This window comes from Microvirga brassicacearum (assembly GCF_008757455.1).
Lineage (GTDB): Bacteria > Pseudomonadota > Alphaproteobacteria > Rhizobiales > Beijerinckiaceae > Microvirga > Microvirga brassicacearum.
Genome location: NZ_VCMV01000003.1, coordinates 386,822 through 402,269, shown reverse-complemented (window position 1 = coordinate 402,269; position 15,448 = coordinate 386,822). Strand labels below are relative to the sequence as shown.

Here is a 15,448-nt window from a genome sequence, read left to right as displayed (position 1 = left end):
ATCGGATCGTCTACGACAAGAAGAGCGGCGCGCTCTACTACGATGCCGACGGCATCGGCGCGAAGGCCCACATGAAGATCGCCACCATCGCCAACAAGACCAAGCTCACCTACCAGGACTTCTTCGTCATCTGAATCAGGTCGAGATCAGGCGCAGCAAAGGCTTTGAGCCTGCGGTCGCGTAGGGCCCTGCCGGATCCCCCTGGCAGGACTTTTCTATCGGTCTGCACAGTTGCAGACACCATACTCTCGCCCGAAGTGGCTGGCTAAGTCCGGGTTCGACTAAGTCGCAAATTTCCGGCGCACGGCCGCTTGGGTCGTGAAGCTGCTGTAGAGGTGGATCCACAGACGGAGGGTAGCGTGTTCGAGGCAGGCATTTAGCAACGCTGGTACTGTGTCCCGGTGGTATCCTGCTCGTTGAAGTAGCGCTTGAGAGAACCGTCCGGGGTTGTTGCCAAGAGAACTCTCACCTCACTGCCCGCAACGGCGTTTGCGCAATCGAGGACGAGAACCTGGCGGTCTCCGGCCGGCTTGACCGATTTGATACGGCACGACGCCATGGGCGTTTTTAGGCGGTTGCCGGCGACGATGAAAGCAGGCGCGAATATATCGACCGGCTTTCTGAATGAAACCGCTTTTCCGGCGGTTGAATAGGTCTCCGCGCAGGAGGGGCCCTGGATGAGCCAGGCTCCTTGGTAGCCCGAAAGGCCTGTCTCCGCCGCCATTGCTCCCGGCACCGCAACCGATGCGGCAAGGACCAGGCCGAGCCTCACACTCCTTAGACCCACAACGCTCATTGCAACCTCCATCCAGCCGAGACGTCCGTCCCTGACCGTCTCTGGGACCGTCTCTGGCGGAACCAATCGACCATGCCTCGGCGGAGAAGCCAAGGCTCGTTGATGCTGGAAGGCGACGCGGCAGCTCTACGCTGCGCTCAGTGTCCGCCGAGCACGAGGGTCTGGATCGGCAGCAGCAGCGCCTGCATCCGCAGGATCGCGGCGTGAACGAGGCCGACAGCATCCACCGCGTGAAGGGCCAGACCCCTGAGGGCGCCGACGTTCCCTGAGGCGATCAGATCGTGATTGCTCGAATAGGCGTTGGCGATGCAGGAACTGCCGGGCGTTACCCCCTCGAGGCCGCCCTCGTAGAGAGGCTCGAGCGTGACCAGGATGGTGCCGGGCCGCAAAACTTGCTGCGGGTCGGTCAGTTGCTCGCCGCCGCGGAACTGGCCGGCGGCGATGAAATCCTGCACGCCCGTGACGACCATCGGGATAATGGTCCAGGGCTTCGACACGCAGGTGACCTCGGCGATCATGCCCAGTTTCATCACTTGCGCCTCGATCTGCCCGAAGCCTGCTTGGATGCTGCCTCGTCCGGCCCCCTCCGGGATCAGGATACCGGCCGGACGCATGAACGGATTGACGATGTCGCCGACCCGGAGCGTGAACTGCTCCACCCGCCCATCCACGCCCGCCCTGACGACGGTCTTGGCCAGATCCACCTCGACCTGGGCCAATGCGGCTTCGGCGCTCGCCTTCTGAGCCGGCAGGAGTGTGGAGATCTGCGCCTCGGCGGCGTCCTTAGCGGCTGTCGCGGCCGCAACCGATCCCCGGCGCCCGTCGACGACATTCTGGAGGCGCTCGATGTCGCGCGCCGCTACGATGGCGGCGTTGTTCCGGTTGAGCTCCTGCTTGGTCGTCAGTTCGTCGAGGGCCTGCTGATAGGCGCTCCTGGCTTCCTGGATCTTGCCCTCGGCCGCCGCGACGTCGGCCTGCGCTGCCACCATGCTGGCCTCGGTCTCGGCAATCTTGCGCCGCGCAGCCTCCGCGGCCGCCTGCTGCGTCGAGCTGTCCAGCCTGAAAATCGGCGCGCCTTGTTTGACCTCGGCACTGAAGCCCACATTGACTTCGGCCACGCGTCCGTTGGCCTCAGAAATGATGGGGACGGTTCTGAAGAACATCGTGGCGTTGGTGGTGGAGGGGTGGTTGTAGAACACCACCGTAATCAGCCCGACGGTCAGCATCAGGCAGGCGGTAATCCCCCATCTGAGTTCAAACCACACCGAATAGAGCGTGATCTCTCGGCCCAGCCGCTTGCCCTGGGCATAGCGCCGGTAGAGATAATCCGGGACGATCGTCAGTAGCGAACAGAGAAGAAGTTCAAGCATCGATCAGCTCCCTGTGCTCACTGGAGTGAGCTTCGGTTTTGTCAGCCGCGGCGCCTCATCGCGGTGTGAAAAGCCGGCGCTGATCTCGTCCGGTACGTCGTCGGCACCCTTGCCCGGCGGGATGCCGGCGATCTTCTCGAGCGATCCCGCCATTCGGCCGAGCACCCCTCCGAAATCGGGGATGTCGATCACTGCCAGCAGCAGGCCGATGACCCAGAACAGATGCTGGTGCGTGAAGAGGGCGAGCAGACCGAGCACGGCGACTATCTCGAACTGAATTTTCTTCGACTTGTGCGCCATGCGTTCAGGAAGCGTATGCAAGCGCAGGAACAGAAGACCGAAGGCGAGCGCGGCACCGAGCAGGAAGACGGCCATCACCACCAACAGGACGTCCGTCTCGCCGGGGACAGTGATGAACGCTGGGAGATGCTCGGTGGCAGCAGGGTGGAGCAACACGGTCATACCGATCGTTCCTTAGATGCTATCAACCCTTGGTTTTTCCCCATCGGAGGAAGAAACCAACGTCACCCGGCAATCCACCGGGCCAGTCGATGATCGTGGCGGAGAGCCTGTAGCCGGCCTCCTTGAGATGATCTCCCCAGAACTCGTAGGCTTGCCGCGGACGACCGCTCAGCGTCTCCGGCCAGTCGGTATCGCCATTATTGATGGCCCGGCCTTTGTCGGAGCACAAAGCGGTGGGGAAGCGCATGACCATCAGCTCCGTCTCGCCGCGCTTCGCTGCTGCGCGGAGCTTGAAGAGCAGGTTCTGGGTAACCTCTTGCAGTATCTCGGGTGTGACATCGAGGGGAGTGGACATCTTCTTGAGCAGCGACTCGCGGGCTTTGCCCGAAACGTCCATCACCCCGATCTCTTTCGAGGCCTTCGCCATCTGCATCTCGACCATATAGTTCCGAAGATCGTCGGCAGACATGAAGGTCTCGTCGCCCAACTCGTGATGCTGGTCGTCCTGATTTGTCTTTGACTTTTCCATGAGCCGGTCCTCTGAGCTTAAGAAGCGAGACAGCAATCTATGCGTGAACCCAAGTACCCGATGTTAGTACCGATCGGGGACGAGCCGATAGGCGTGATCCGTGGAGACATAGCCGTTGCTCTTCTGACGCTTAGGCAACTTCACGCGTTCTCGTGGCACGTCCTCATAGGGGATCAGGCTTAGCAGATGGGAAATGCAATTGAGCCGGGCCCTGCGCTTGTCGTCGCCCTTGACGACGTACCACGGACTGAGATCGGTATCGGTCGCGGCGAACATCGCGTCCCTGGCGCGCGAGAAATCGTACCATCGCTGGTGCGATTCCAAGTCCATCGGGCTGAGCTTCCACAGCTTGCGGGGGTCTGCGATTCGGTCTTCGAACCGACGCGTCTGTTCCTCCATACTCACTTCGAACCAATACTTGATAAGCTGGATCCCGTCGTCGAGCATGGCACGTTCCCATTGAGGGACGGCTTTGAGGAAGTCTCGATACTCGGCCTTGGTGCAGAACTCCATGACGTGCTCGACGCCGGCCCGATTGTACCAACTACGGTCGAAGACGACGACCTCCCCCGCGGCCGGAAGGTGTGCGGTGTAACGCTGGATATACATCTGGCTCTTCTCGCGCTCCGACGGCGCCGGTAGAGCGACCAGACGAAACACGCGCGGGCTCACCCGTTCGGTAATACGCTTGATGACGCCGCCTTTGCCGGCGGCATCCCGGCCCTCGAACAGAACGACGATCCTTGCGCCGGTGTGCTTGACCCAGAGTTGCAGCCTGACAAGTTCTCCCTGTAGCCGCTCCAATTCCGTCTCAAAGGTCTTGCGGTCGAGCTTATCGGCCTTCCGATTCGCGTCCCCCGCGCGGGCCTTGTTGTTCTTGCCCATAGTCACGCCTCCTTGGCGAGAGAGAGGGACTTACGCCGACAAGTTAACACAATCAGGTTAGATCTCGCGACATAGATCGTCCACTCGGTCCGTGTCTGGAGCTGAAGCGCCCCTTGATGGTCACTATGTGCGCGGTCCCGCTGGCCGGGAGGGTGGTCGCCGCCGCAAGATAACTCATTGGGGCACCACATCCGGCAGGAAGAAGTAAGTGATCCCGAAGACGAGATAGACGGCCAGCAACAGAACGCCCTTCAACCAGTCCGATCGCCCGTCTCCCGCCACCTGACCGGTGATCAGAACGGACAGCAAGACGATCAGTACGAGTCCAATCGGAAAGGCCAAATCCATCGGAAACGGTCCGATGAAGAGACTGGCCAGCACTAAGACAGGTGCAACGAAAAGCGCCACTTGCACGCTCGAGCCGATCGCGATGGAGAGGGAGAGGTCCATGCGGTTCTTCATCGCCGCGGTGATCGCTGTCGCATGCTCCGCGGCGTTTCCGAGAATTGCCACGACGAAGACACCGACGAAAACCTTGCTGAGGCCGGATTCCTGCGCGACTGGTTCTATCGCCCCGACCAGGATCTCGCTCATCCACGCAATCATCACCGTCGCGCCGGCGAGCACGGTTGCCGCTCTTCTGATAGTCCAGTGCGGCACAAGAGCCGTCCCCTCGGCCTCTTCGGCAACATGAGTGCCCGCGAAAAGGGCGGAATGGGTCATGAGGGAGAACACCAGGAAGAGGCAGTACACGGCCAACAGCACTACCGAGATGGTGACACTAAGAGCCCCAAGACTCGCGGAGCCACCCTTCCCCAAAGCTGCACTGTAGGCGGCGGGAAGGATCAAGCCGATCGCCGCAAGCGTGAGCATCGTCGCCTGGGAGCGCGCCGCCACCGCATTGAAATGCTGCTCGGGTCGCCGCAATCCGCCGGCCAGCATCGATGCGCCTAGGACCAAGAGGATATTGCCCACGATTGACCCCGCGATGGAGGCCTTGACGACATCATGGAAACCGGCGCGCAGCGCAGAGATCGCAATGATGAGTTCGGCCGCATTGCCGAACGTCGCGTTGAGAAGCCCGCCAACCCCTTCGCCCATCCGCGCCGCAAGCTGCTCGGTCGCTCGCCCCATCCAGGCCGCGAGGGGAAGAATGGCAATAGCGGAAGTAACGAACAGCAGCACATGCTGGTCGGCCGCGAGCAGTTCGAGCGCGATCGTGATCGGGATAAACACAAGAAGCCAGTTCATGAGGAAGCTCCAGCGGTGGTTCTATGTGAGCGAGTCCTCGGTCTCTTCATGGGCGGGGATCCTCTGACTCGAGCCACGCCACCGAATGTGTCTTGAGATAAATGCTCACGGCAGCACCAACCGTCGGGAAGAAGGAACCCTCACCCAACTCCGAAAACAGGCCGAACCTCTTCAGCTTGTCCTTGACGGGGTCCTTGAGTTCCGCAAAGCGAAGTTCGATCCCGGTCGCGTGCAAAGCGTCGTTGAGTTCCGCGAGAGTATCGGCGGCAGTGACGTCCACGCTGGTAACCGGCTCAGCCGCCACGACGACCCACCGGACCGGCGTGGGTGATTGCGCCACCGCCTCCAGGACCCGTTCCTTGAACAACTCGGCATTGGCGAAGAACAGGGGAGCATCCCAGCGGAAGAGAACCAGACCGGCTATCCGGTCGGCATCGGGATAGCGCGTGATGTCATGGTAGCCCTCGACGCCTTTGGCGCGGCCCAGCACTGTGGAGTACGGGCGCCAGCCGTCCCAAAGGAATTCGACCACTGCAATCCCGATCGCAAGGCCGATCCCCGGGATGACGCCGAGAACGGCGACGCCCGCGAAGCACACGATCGACAGCCAGAACTCCCATGGCTGCATGCGATAGATGCGCACGAGGCCGTCGATTTCGATAAGGCCGATTGCCGAGGCAATGACAATGGCGGCAAGGGCAGGTGATGGAAGGTGCTGGAGAAGATTGGGCGCTGCGATCAACAGGACAGCCACGGCCACCGCACCGACGACTCCGGTCAATTGCGTCCGGGCACCGGATGCCTCGGCCACGGGGGTTCGCGACGAACTGCTGCTGACGGGGAACCCTTGAAAGAAGCCCGTTGCCAAATTGGCGGCACCGAGCCCGATCATTTCCTGGTTCGGATTGGTGGCAACGCCGGTTCTCACCGCATAGACGCGTGAAAGAACGCTCGTATCGGCGAAGGATACAACCGCGCAGGCGCCGCCCCCGATCAAAATGGGGACGATGTCCTTGTAAGTGAGCCAGGGGATCGAGAAGGCGGGTAGACCCTGAGGGAGCGGGCCGAGAATCGCGACCCCGGCGCGACTCGACAGGTCGAATATGCTGACGATGAGAGTTGCGGCAACCACCGCGATAAGGATGCCCGGAATACGCGGAGTCCTCTTGAGGACCAGGATCGCGACGAGTGTCGCGGCGCCGATCGCGAATGAGGTCCAGTTCGTCTTACCGGCAACGACCGCCCCGCCGATTGCCAAGAGATTCCTGAGAGGCCCGTCGCTTTCGATCGAGAACCCGAAAAGTTTGGGAAGCTGGCTGATCAGGACCGTCAGCGCGATGCCGTTCATGTAGCCGTAGCGAATGGGCTTCGACAGCAGCTCCGTGACAAAACCGAGGCGCGCTACTCCGAATAATATGCACAGTGCTCCCGACACCACCGCCATCGCGCTGGCCAGAGCCACAGCGCGAGCTGGGTCTCCACCGGACAAGGGAAGGACGACGCCCAATATGATGGCGGCAAGCGACGAGTCAGGCCCGAGAACGAGGATGCGGCTGGGACCGAAGAGTGCGTATGCAAGAAGCGGTACGATCGTCGCGTAGAGACCGTAGATGCCGGGCACTCCTGATGCCGCCGCATAGGCGATGCCGACGGGAACCAGCATTGTCGTCAACACAAAGCCGGCAAAGATGTCGTGAGGCAGCCAAGCGAGCTTGTACGCGCGCAGCGTGGCGACCCCGGGCATCCAGCGAGTCCATGCGATCGATGCCACGTGGCTCCTCGCAAGTGAAGGGTAAATCAGGCGCGTAGGGTTTGACTTCAGTCCACTTTAAACACTTGCGATCGAGGGTCATTCTCGACGAGGTTGAACCAAGAATACTTGTAACGCAACTAACGGTCGCCTTCCGACCGATCCGTCGGCGGATTTGCCGGAAGGCGACCACCCTCGATGCACGCGGTCTTATTGTGGTGCTTCAGGTGCAAAAGCTTCTCACATAAACCGTTTGCGAGCCGACTCGGCCGGTGAGACATTGTAGACTCTGAGCAGCTCCTGGCTGCTCGTTCTGGAGGCATCTCGGCCTATGGGCGGACACTGGCGACCGAGCCGGTCGCCCGGCTGTCGTTGATCGACTCGTGCGGCGCCTCAACGGAGAAGCGTTAATGAAGCCGTTCCAGAATGTGATGAGGCTCTACGACGGCCTGCGGTCGGCTCTTGCCGACTCGACAGTCCAAGGCCTGTTGGCGCTGGCCTTCACCCTGGTTGCGGTCGCCTCGGTCTTTTACGCGGTCGTGGAAGGCTGGAGCTTCCTTGATGCGACCTACTTTGCCGTGGTGACCATCGCCACTATCGGGTACGGCGACCTGGTACCGAAAACGGCCGCCGGCAAGATCTTCACCATCGCCTACGTGATCTGCGGCCTCGGCATCTTTGTCGCTGCTGTCGGGGCACTTGGCGAGCACATCGCTCGCAAGGGACACAGGGAATGAAGGGCCGCTATCTGTTCTGGCGTACTTCGCTGTGGGCATTGTGTTGGCGTAATCGACCCATAGATCATTTCCCGCTGAGCGGGCAGGATCGCAGCTTCCGCGGCTCGGCCTGCGGCACCCGAGCCGTCCGCGGCTTGCTGTTCTGTCCCGGCCATCCATCAAAACCCGCCACATCTGCAATCTGCCTGCCGAGAGCAACAGAGCTTGACTGCGCGCGATTTCAGCGCATCAATGGTCCCTGCGTTGACGCTCAGGTCCCGATGGGTGGCCGTCGGCTCAGGGGGCTTCCATGGCGCTCACTCCGCACCCGGATCTCTCGTCCCAGGTCCCACCGAGAACCGATGATGCCATCGACGACGCGGCGCTGGAACGCGTCATGCGCGAGGTTCCGAGCGGAGCCCTGGCTCTTTCGCTTTTGACCGTCGGCCTGCTGCTGCTGGCCTGGTTCTTGATGTATGCCTTCGTCTTCCTGCCCCGCGGCATGGTGGGTTAGGCCATGCGGGCCGACACGGAACAGGAGATCCTCAAGACGGAACTGTGGTGGACCGCCCTGGTGATCGCGATCGTTACGGCGATCATGCTGGCAATCATCTACGCAGGCGTTGTCCATCACATCAATCCACCCAGCAACATCGAAACGATCGACCCAAAAACCCTCCACCTCACCGGCGAATTCACGGAAAGCAATCTCGGCACGAGGGTCGAGGCGGGCGATCAGGTCACAAGCCGCGTCGTCGCAACGCAGTTCGCGTTTCAACCGCAATGCATCGTCGTGCCTTCGAACCGCACCGTTACCCTGCGCTTTGCTACGCCGGACGTGATCCATGGCATCCTGGTCACGGGCACGAACGTCAACACGATGATCATCCCGGGTTATGTGAGCCAGGTGCATACCGTCTTCACCAAGACTGGCGATCTGCTGATGCCGTGCCATGAGTTCTGCGGCCTCGGGCACAGCCAGATGTGGGCGACGGTGCGGGTCGTGCCGGAGGATCAATTCAGGCCTGGTCCTGATGGGAGAGCGAGCTGTGACGCACGCTAGACGCCTGACTCTGGCCCACCTGTGGGTGGCCTTTGCGGCCTTCGCCGTGGCAGCGGTGCTCGGCGTCTGGCAGATGTGGGCGAGGAGCCCCCTGCCTGCGCCCTACCTCACGGCGGAGTCCTATTTCACCTCCGTTACGGCCCATGGCGTCTCCATGGCATATGTGCTGACCACCTTCATGGTGATGGGTTTCGGCTACTATGTCGCCGAAACGGCCCTAGGCCGCCCCCTGCCCCTGCCACGTTTTGCCTGGCTTGGCTTTTGGCTCGGGATCATCGGCTCCGCAATGACGGCCGTCACGATCTTCGCCGGCAACGCGACGGTTCTCTTCACCTTCTACCCGCCGCTCACCGCGAGCCCGTTCTTCTACATCGGCCTCGTGCTGGTCGTCGTGGGCTCATGGATCTGGTGCGGATTGATGCTCTGGGCCATGCTGGACTTCAAGCGTGCCAACCCGGGCGTGCCGGTGCCCCTCGCCATGTTCGCGACCGTGGCCAATGCCGTCTTGTGGCTCTGGACGACCGTGGGGGTTGCGGCGGAGCTGCTGTTCCAGATCATCCCGGCCGCCTTCGGCTGGAACGAGTCCGTTGATGTCGGGCTCTCGCGCACGCTGTTTTCCTGGACCTTGCACGCCATCGTGTACTTCTGGCTACTCCCCGCCTACATCGCCTTCTACACCATGGCGCCACAGGCGGCGGGCGGGCGTCTCTACAGCGACACGATGGGCCGGCTGACTTTCATCCTGTTCCTGATCTACAGCCTGCCGGTCGGCATGCATCACCTCTTCATGGACCCGCAGCAATCGAGCGCCTTCAAGTTCCTGCAAATGAGCTTCACGGCGCTGGTGGCGGCACCGACCCTGCTTACGGTCTTCACGATCTCGGCCTCGCTGGAAATCGCCGGGCGCCTGCGCGGGGGAAAGGGTTATTTCGGCTGGATCGCAGCCTTGCCTTGGGAGCGGCCGATGGTGTTGGCCACGGGCATGGCCTTCTTCATGCTGTGGTTCGGCGGCGGCGGCGGGCTGATCAACATGTCCTTCGGGATGAACGCCATGGTCCACAACACCTCGTGGGTCACTGCGCACTTCCACCTCATCTTCGGCGGCACGGTGGTGATCATGTATTTCGCCATCGCCTACGCGATCTGGCCGACGCTGACCAACCGCCTGCCGATGTCACCCCGGCTTCAGCGCCTTCAACTCTGGCTCTGGTTCATCGGCATGATGGTGATGACCCTGCCTTGGCACTACCTCGGCTTGCAAGGCCAATGGCGTCGCGTGGCCACGTTCAACTATTCCGACCCGATCATCGCCGGATGGGGACCTTGGGTGATCGTCTCGCTGGTCGGAGGCATCATTCTCCTGGCGAGCGCGCTCTTGTTCGTCTGGAACCTGCTCCAATTCCATAGTGCCCGAGCCGTTGTGGCGACGGACCTGCGACCGATCTATGCGCTGGCCGTCCACCCGCCGGAACGGGTTCCGGCGGCGCTCAACGGCTTTGCCCTGTGGAACGTGCTGGTGCTGGTGCTTATGGTGGCAGCCTATGGCTACCCGATCGCCCAGTTCTTCATCATCGATGCGCCCGAGGCCATCGTACACAGGGTCAACGGGAGGGGCTGACCATGAAGCCTGCCGAGCTGCGGGAAATCGACAGGCCCTGGCGCATCTGGGCCAGCGTCATCATCGTCTCGATCCTGGCATTCTCCGTCGTGTTTGGTTTCCTGGTCCTGCCCATCGTGCAGGGCCGGGCCGCAGGCCTGGACGCGTTCACGGCCATCTGCCGCGCGGTCGGCATCCTGCCGGGCTCTCCCGCTGTCAAACAGCCAACCAGCGAAGCCAAAGCCCAGCCGACGACTCAGGTCGCCTGGAGTACCGACCTCATGCGCACCTTCGGCCGGCGGACCCAAGCCGGCGCGGAGATCGCCCAGGGCTGCGTGGCCTGCCACGGCGAACACGGCATCGCGGCCGACCCCCAGAACCCCAATCTGGCCGGCCAGTCGGCGGCGGCGATCTACAAGCAATTGCACGACTACAAGAGTGGCAGCCGCGTGCACGATGTCATGACGGGCATTGCTCAGGGTCTCGAGGATCGGCAGATCGTCGAGGTGGCCACCCACTTCGCCTCCAGCGCGAGGCGAGACCTTGATCCGACGACGGCCGAAGTGGTCGACGAGGACGTCATCCGGCTCGTTGAGCGAGGCGATCCGTCACGTGGGCTGCCGGCGTGCAACTCCTGCCACGGCTTCAATGCCGGCGGCCCGATCGAGACGCCGACGCTGTCGCACCAGAACCGGGAGTACCTCGCGCGTCAACTCCAGGCTTTCAAGACCGATGCTCGACGCAACGACATTTACACCCGTATGCGCAGCGTGGCTGTAAAGCTGACGGATCGCGAAATCGAACGGCTTGCCACGTTCTACGCGACAACGCTCAGCTATTGAGGTCGCCACTTCACCATGCGGGCCGCATCGCGGCATCGGCCTGTTGGGAAATGTCAGCTTGGGGCCAAAGGGCGACGTTGCGTGATCACATTGAACGTCTGCTTACCGCCCGTGAGCTGAACGACGCCGTACTTCCGAGATGTGCCAGAAGCGGTCATTGCGGCGCGCTTCTCTAATGTCTGGTTCGCGGACAAAGCTGCCGTTGGTCTTGCGTGCGGGGTGGCACGCAAGACCTCTTTTCAGGCGTCTCAGGCCGCCAAGGCGCCGCTTGTATTGCGCAGCAGGTCTTCGAGCGGGACAAGTCCTTTCATCGCACCGCCGCCAATCGCTGGCTTGCCGTCTTCGATCGCCACTGCGAAGCGAAACGCGGGATCGGCCTCGATGCGCTGACGCAGCGCCAGGATGCGCGGATAGTCGCGCGGCTCGATCGCCTGGTGGAAGTCCGTCCAGCGCGCCACGCCGACGAACACTGCGTCCGCCAGTGTCGGCCTGTTGCCGAGCAGGTAGTCACTGTCGCCGATCATTGCCTCGAGCTGTTCGTGGCGTTTGGCAACGAAGCTGCGGCCGAACTTGCGCAGCGTCTCTTTCTCGCCTTCGGTGGCGTCCTCCGCTTCCAGCGCGACCCACATTGGATAAAATGCGCCGGTGAAACCGGTGTTGAGGAAGGCGACGAACTGATGCAACCGGTCGGCCTCCGGTGTGCCGGGCTCGAAGCTGATGCGGCGCTCGGCATCGCGCGCCTCCAGCCACAGGGCGATCGCCATCGTCTCGGTGAGTACGCGGCCTTCGCCGGTGACCAGCACCGGGGTTTCCACCCTGCCGTTCAGGCGTTTGTAGGCGTCGGTGCGCATCTCCCCAAGCATATCCACGCGGGTGATGCGATAGGGCTGACCGAGCCATTCGAAGGCAGTGACGAGCCCTGCAGAACTGCCGAGCGGGAAGCCAGAGGTGAGGATCGGTTCGGATGTCAGTGTCATATCGTTTCTCCGTGATTGATGTGATGAATATACAAACATGGACTTCCATCCAAAAGAGTGGCATTTTAAAACTAAATGTACACAAATGTGGACTTTAATGTTGAACCTCAATGACCTGCATTTTTTCGCTCAAGCAGTCGACAGCGGCGGCTTCGCCGCGGCCGCTCGGCGTCTCGGTTGCCCGAAGTCGACGATCAGCAAGCGGGTCGCGGCACTGGAAGCAACGCTCGGCGCGCAGTTGGTTCACCGCACCTCGCGCAGCTTCACGCTGACCGACGTGGGACGCGACGTCTACGATCACGCCCGTGCCGCGATGATCGAGGCGGAGGCGGCCGAAACAGTCGTGCATCGGCGACTGGCGGAGCCGAGCGGCACGGTGCGGATCACGGCGTCGGTGCCGACCGCGCAGTTTCAGCTTGCGGATTGCTTGCCCATCCTCGCACGGCAATATCCGAAGTTGCGCATCCAGCTGCATGTCACCGATCGCTTCATTGATCTCGTGCATGAAGGCTTCGACATCGCGATCCGCAGCCATTTCGCGCCGCTGCCGGATTCCGACCTGATGCAGCGGCGCATGAGTGAGGAGCAGATTACGCTGGTGGCCGCGCCGTCCTACGTCGCCCAGCGCGGCGAGCCGACAACGCCGGAGGCCTTGAGCGACCACGATGGACTGATGACCAATATGACGATGAAGCTCTGGCGGTTGAGCGATGCGAGTGGCCGCACCGTGAACGTCGCGCCACGGCCGCAGCTTTATGCCGACGAATCCGTGGCGTTGATGAAGGCAGCGGAAGCGAGTCTCGGGATTGTTTGCCTGCCGGAAGTGATCTCGGCGCAGGCGGTCAGGGAGGGGCGGTTGGTGCGGGTGTTGCCGGCATGGACCGCCGGTAGCGTGATGACAACGATCCTGACACCGCACAAACGCGGGCAGCTTCCCGCCGTGCGAGCGGTGATCGATTTCCTGGCGCAAAAAGATGCGGCCGGCACGCATCTTTCCGCATCACGGATGGCAGCAAGCTAAGCGGCGCGTCCTACAGTTTGCAATGACGGCTTTGGCTCATTCGCCGGCCCTCACCAGCGCGGATGCATTCATTTCTCTGGCGTCGCTGACGCTCGCGGACATCAAAGCCAACGCGGAGGCCGATACCACCCTCACGGTCACGCAGCGGCGGGATCCAGTGTCCGGACTGAAGCAGATCGAGACGGTGTTCACCACGCCGCTCTCGGCGATGGAAGCAAGTCCGCGCCGCCTGCGCGTGCTCTTTGCTTCGCGGACGGCGGCTCAACTCGGTCTCTCCGACAAGAGCTTCGCCAACATCCGCTCGCTGACGGTCCAGGCTCTTTCCCGCTATGCGGAGCCCGATCTGCCGGTCACGCGGCGATTTGCAATGATGCCCGCCTGGCGCCAACTGCTCGATCGCATCGAGAAGCCATACAATCGCCAGACGCTTCATCGTCTGGCGATCTACTGCTCGCGGATGGGCGTGTCGGCAGAGGACGTCACGCCGGACACCCCGATCGGCTTCAAGGTCGCGCTCGAGGCCGAGGAGGTCGTGAAGGACCCGGCGGAGATCGTCAGCAACACAATCTCGAAGTGGAATGGCGCCATGCGGGACGTTCCCGGCTGGCCGCAGCACAAGCTCAGCGAGCCGAACCAGGAAGTTTCGCTGGCGCGCCCTTTAAGCGACTTCCCCTTGAGCTTCCAGATCGACATCGGGACCTGGTACGAGCGGATGGCCGACCCCAATCCGCTCGACGAGGACGCGCCGGCAAAGCCGCTCCGCCCGGCAACCCTCGCGCATCGGCTCTATACTTTCCGCAGCTTCGCGTCTGCTTTGGTGGCGTCAGGCTATTGCCTCGTGACCGACATCACATCGCTTGACGTTCTGCTCCGTCCCGAGGCTTTCGAAGCCGGCATTCGCTTGTTTCACGATAACAAGATCACCAAGCGCGTCCACAACATGGCCAAAAACCTGCGCCTCGTCGGCAAGAACCACTGCAAGTTCGATGATGCGACGCTCGCCCTGCTGGAAGGAACCTGCAAGCGGCTCGATCCCGGCACACGCCATCAGATGACCGAGCGCAACCGCAAGCGCCTGGGCCGGTTCGACGACGAGCGGAACGTCGAGAAGCTTCTCCATTTTCCGGAGCGGGAAGCAAGATGGGCGCAGGCGCAGACCAATCCTTTCCGGAAAGCCAAGGGGAGGAGCGGGCTGACCTTTTGCGGCTTGCGGATTTCGTCCCTGCGCACGCTCGAACTCTCGGACTTTCGCTTGCTCGACAACGGCGGCTGCCATCTCTTCGTGCCGCCGGAGCGGATCAAGAATGGTCGTTCCCACGAAAGCGATCTGAACCCGGACATCACCGCGCTTCTTCGCGACCATCTCGCACATCACCGTCCGAGATACCAGGCGCCAGCAGCCCCTTACTGTTTCCTGGACCCGCCGGGCGCGCGCGCTCCAAGAATTCCATTTCCAACGCCATCTGCAATGCGTTGCGCAAACGGGCGAGTCTTGAGATAAACGTCCACCTGTTCCGGCATACGATCGCCAAGATTGGAGTGGAACGCGACCCCGGCGCCTATCTGGCGGTCTCACCCGTGCTCGGCCATACCAGCCTCGACACCACCATGGCGCATTACCTCGGCACCGAAGCAAGGGCCGCCGCCCGTCACCTCGATCGCCTCCTCACCGAAGCCGAAGAAGACAGCAAGGAGACCGGCAAGATGGCGCCGAAGCACCACCGCCAGCGCAACCCCGGCAAAGGGGGCAAGTGATGACCATCATCATTGGCCGATCGCCCCAGGGCGATCAGTCCGGCTGGGCTGCCGCCCTCACCCCCGGCGACATCTTCGATCCCGGCGGCCGGGCGGCGCACTGGGCGGTCCGGACCCCGGCGGACGAATATCCAGCATTATGGGCGCTGGCTCGGCTATCTGGCCTGGATCGGCGCTCTCAGCGCTGACGCCGCGCCGGCCGATCGGGTCACCAAGGAGGCCGTTCGTGCTTACAACCAGCATCTGGAGACGCTGGTCGCGCCGCGGGCCCGCTTGTCCATGCTGGTTGGTCTCAAGGCGGTGATGCAGGCCATGGCCCCGGAGCAGAACTGGCGCTGGCTGCAGGACATGTGCAACCGCATCCAGATCAACGCCCGGCCGCTAAATGACAAGCGTTCGCGGATGCGGCCGACGCCTGAGATCGTGGCCGCGGC

General features: G+C 62.3%; 17 protein-coding genes (1 of these 17 only partly in view). 9 read left to right on the top strand and 8 right to left on the bottom strand.

The features are described 5' to 3' along the window. Window positions 1-376: 376 nt before the first annotated feature. The 7 genes from FEZ63_RS03700 to FEZ63_RS03670 all read right to left on the bottom strand — a co-directional run bounded on the left by FEZ63_RS03700 (window position 377) and on the right by FEZ63_RS03670 (window position 7,037). Window positions 377-796, bottom strand: coding sequence for a hypothetical protein (locus FEZ63_RS03700; RefSeq protein WP_150942272.1), 420 nt, complete (start codon window positions 794-796; stop codon window positions 377-379). 137 nt (window positions 797-933) lie between these two features. Next, a complete protein-coding gene (locus FEZ63_RS03695; protein ID WP_150942271.1) occupies window positions 934-2,166 on the bottom strand; it encodes an HlyD family secretion protein in 1,233 nt (410 codons plus the stop codon). Window positions 2,167-2,169: 3 nt separating this feature from the next. Next, window positions 2,170-2,628, bottom strand: a complete 459-nt coding sequence (locus FEZ63_RS03690) for a hypothetical protein (protein ID WP_150942270.1) — start codon at window positions 2,626-2,628, stop codon at window positions 2,170-2,172. Between the two features lie 22 nt (window positions 2,629-2,650). Further along, complete coding sequence (locus FEZ63_RS03685; RefSeq protein WP_150942269.1) at window positions 2,651-3,157, bottom strand: hypothetical protein; 507 nt, start codon at window positions 3,155-3,157, stop codon at window positions 2,651-2,653. Window positions 3,158-3,220: 63 nt separating this feature from the next. Continuing rightward, window positions 3,221-4,042 (bottom strand): polyphosphate kinase 2, encoded by an 822-nt coding sequence (gene ppk2, locus FEZ63_RS03680; RefSeq protein WP_150942268.1) that lies wholly within the window; start codon window positions 4,040-4,042, stop codon window positions 3,221-3,223. Between the two features lie 174 nt (window positions 4,043-4,216). Next, window positions 4,217-5,293, bottom strand: a complete 1,077-nt coding sequence (gene cax / locus FEZ63_RS03675; protein ID WP_150942267.1) for a calcium/proton exchanger — start codon at window positions 5,291-5,293, stop codon at window positions 4,217-4,219. A 46-nt stretch (window positions 5,294-5,339) separates the two neighbouring features. Further along, window positions 5,340-7,037 carry a SulP family inorganic anion transporter gene (locus FEZ63_RS03670; protein ID WP_150942266.1) on the bottom strand — a complete coding sequence of 566 codons (1,698 nt, stop codon included), beginning with the start codon at window positions 7,035-7,037 and terminating at the stop codon, window positions 5,340-5,342. Between the two features lie 416 nt (window positions 7,038-7,453). Here FEZ63_RS03670 and FEZ63_RS03665 point away from each other — a divergent pair, with 416 nt between their 5' ends. The 5 genes from FEZ63_RS03665 to FEZ63_RS03645 all read left to right on the top strand — a co-directional run bounded on the left by FEZ63_RS03665 (window position 7,454) and on the right by FEZ63_RS03645 (window position 11,261). After that, window positions 7,454-7,780 carry a potassium channel family protein gene (locus tag FEZ63_RS03665; protein ID WP_150942265.1) on the top strand — a complete coding sequence of 109 codons (327 nt, stop codon included), beginning with the start codon at window positions 7,454-7,456 and terminating at the stop codon, window positions 7,778-7,780. A gap of 289 nt (window positions 7,781-8,069) precedes the next feature. Next, complete coding sequence (locus FEZ63_RS03660; RefSeq protein ID WP_150942264.1) at window positions 8,070-8,273, top strand: hypothetical protein; 204 nt, start codon at window positions 8,070-8,072, stop codon at window positions 8,271-8,273. Window positions 8,274-8,276: 3 nt separating this feature from the next. Next, a complete protein-coding gene (locus tag FEZ63_RS03655; protein ID WP_150942263.1) occupies window positions 8,277-8,822 on the top strand; it encodes a cupredoxin domain-containing protein in 546 nt (181 codons plus the stop codon). After that, entirely contained in the window at window positions 8,809-10,440 is a 1,632-nt protein-coding gene (locus tag FEZ63_RS03650; RefSeq protein ID WP_162419658.1) for a cbb3-type cytochrome c oxidase subunit I, read from the top strand. Before FEZ63_RS03655 ends, FEZ63_RS03650 begins: the two co-directional genes overlap by 14 nt. A 2-nt stretch (window positions 10,441-10,442) precedes the next feature. Then, window positions 10,443-11,261 carry a c-type cytochrome gene (locus tag FEZ63_RS03645; RefSeq protein ID WP_150942261.1) on the top strand — a complete coding sequence of 273 codons (819 nt, stop codon included), beginning with the start codon at window positions 10,443-10,445 and terminating at the stop codon, window positions 11,259-11,261. A 248-nt stretch (window positions 11,262-11,509) separates the two neighbouring features. Here FEZ63_RS03645 and FEZ63_RS03640 read toward each other — a convergent pair whose 3' ends face one another. Next, window positions 11,510-12,238 (bottom strand): glutathione S-transferase family protein, encoded by a 729-nt coding sequence (locus tag FEZ63_RS03640; RefSeq protein WP_150942260.1) that lies wholly within the window; start codon window positions 12,236-12,238, stop codon window positions 11,510-11,512. 97 nt (window positions 12,239-12,335) lie between these two features. On the opposite strand from FEZ63_RS03640, the gene FEZ63_RS03635 reads away from it, so the two are divergent. The 4 genes in view from FEZ63_RS03635 to FEZ63_RS03620 are tightly spaced (at most 38 nt apart) and all read left to right on the top strand, a layout consistent with a single transcriptional unit that may run on beyond the window. Beyond that, window positions 12,336-13,259: a LysR family transcriptional regulator gene (locus FEZ63_RS03635; RefSeq protein WP_150942343.1), complete on the top strand. Its 924-nt coding sequence runs from the start codon at window positions 12,336-12,338 to the stop codon at window positions 13,257-13,259. A 22-nt stretch (window positions 13,260-13,281) separates the two neighbouring features. After that, the gene (locus FEZ63_RS03630; protein WP_150942259.1) at window positions 13,282-14,760 is read left to right on the top strand and encodes a site-specific integrase; all 1,479 of its coding nucleotides are present in this window, start codon (window positions 13,282-13,284) and stop codon (window positions 14,758-14,760) included. Window positions 14,761-14,798: 38 nt separating this feature from the next. Then, window positions 14,799-15,014 carry a hypothetical protein gene (locus FEZ63_RS03625; protein WP_150942258.1) on the top strand — a complete coding sequence of 72 codons (216 nt, stop codon included), beginning with the start codon at window positions 14,799-14,801 and terminating at the stop codon, window positions 15,012-15,014. A gap of 12 nt (window positions 15,015-15,026) precedes the next feature. Next, window positions 15,027-15,448: the 5' portion of a hypothetical protein gene (locus FEZ63_RS03620; protein WP_150942257.1), read on the top strand. It continues 289 nt past the right edge of the window; the window shows 422 of its 711 coding nt (coding positions 1-422); its start codon is at window positions 15,027-15,029; the stop codon falls past the right edge of the window.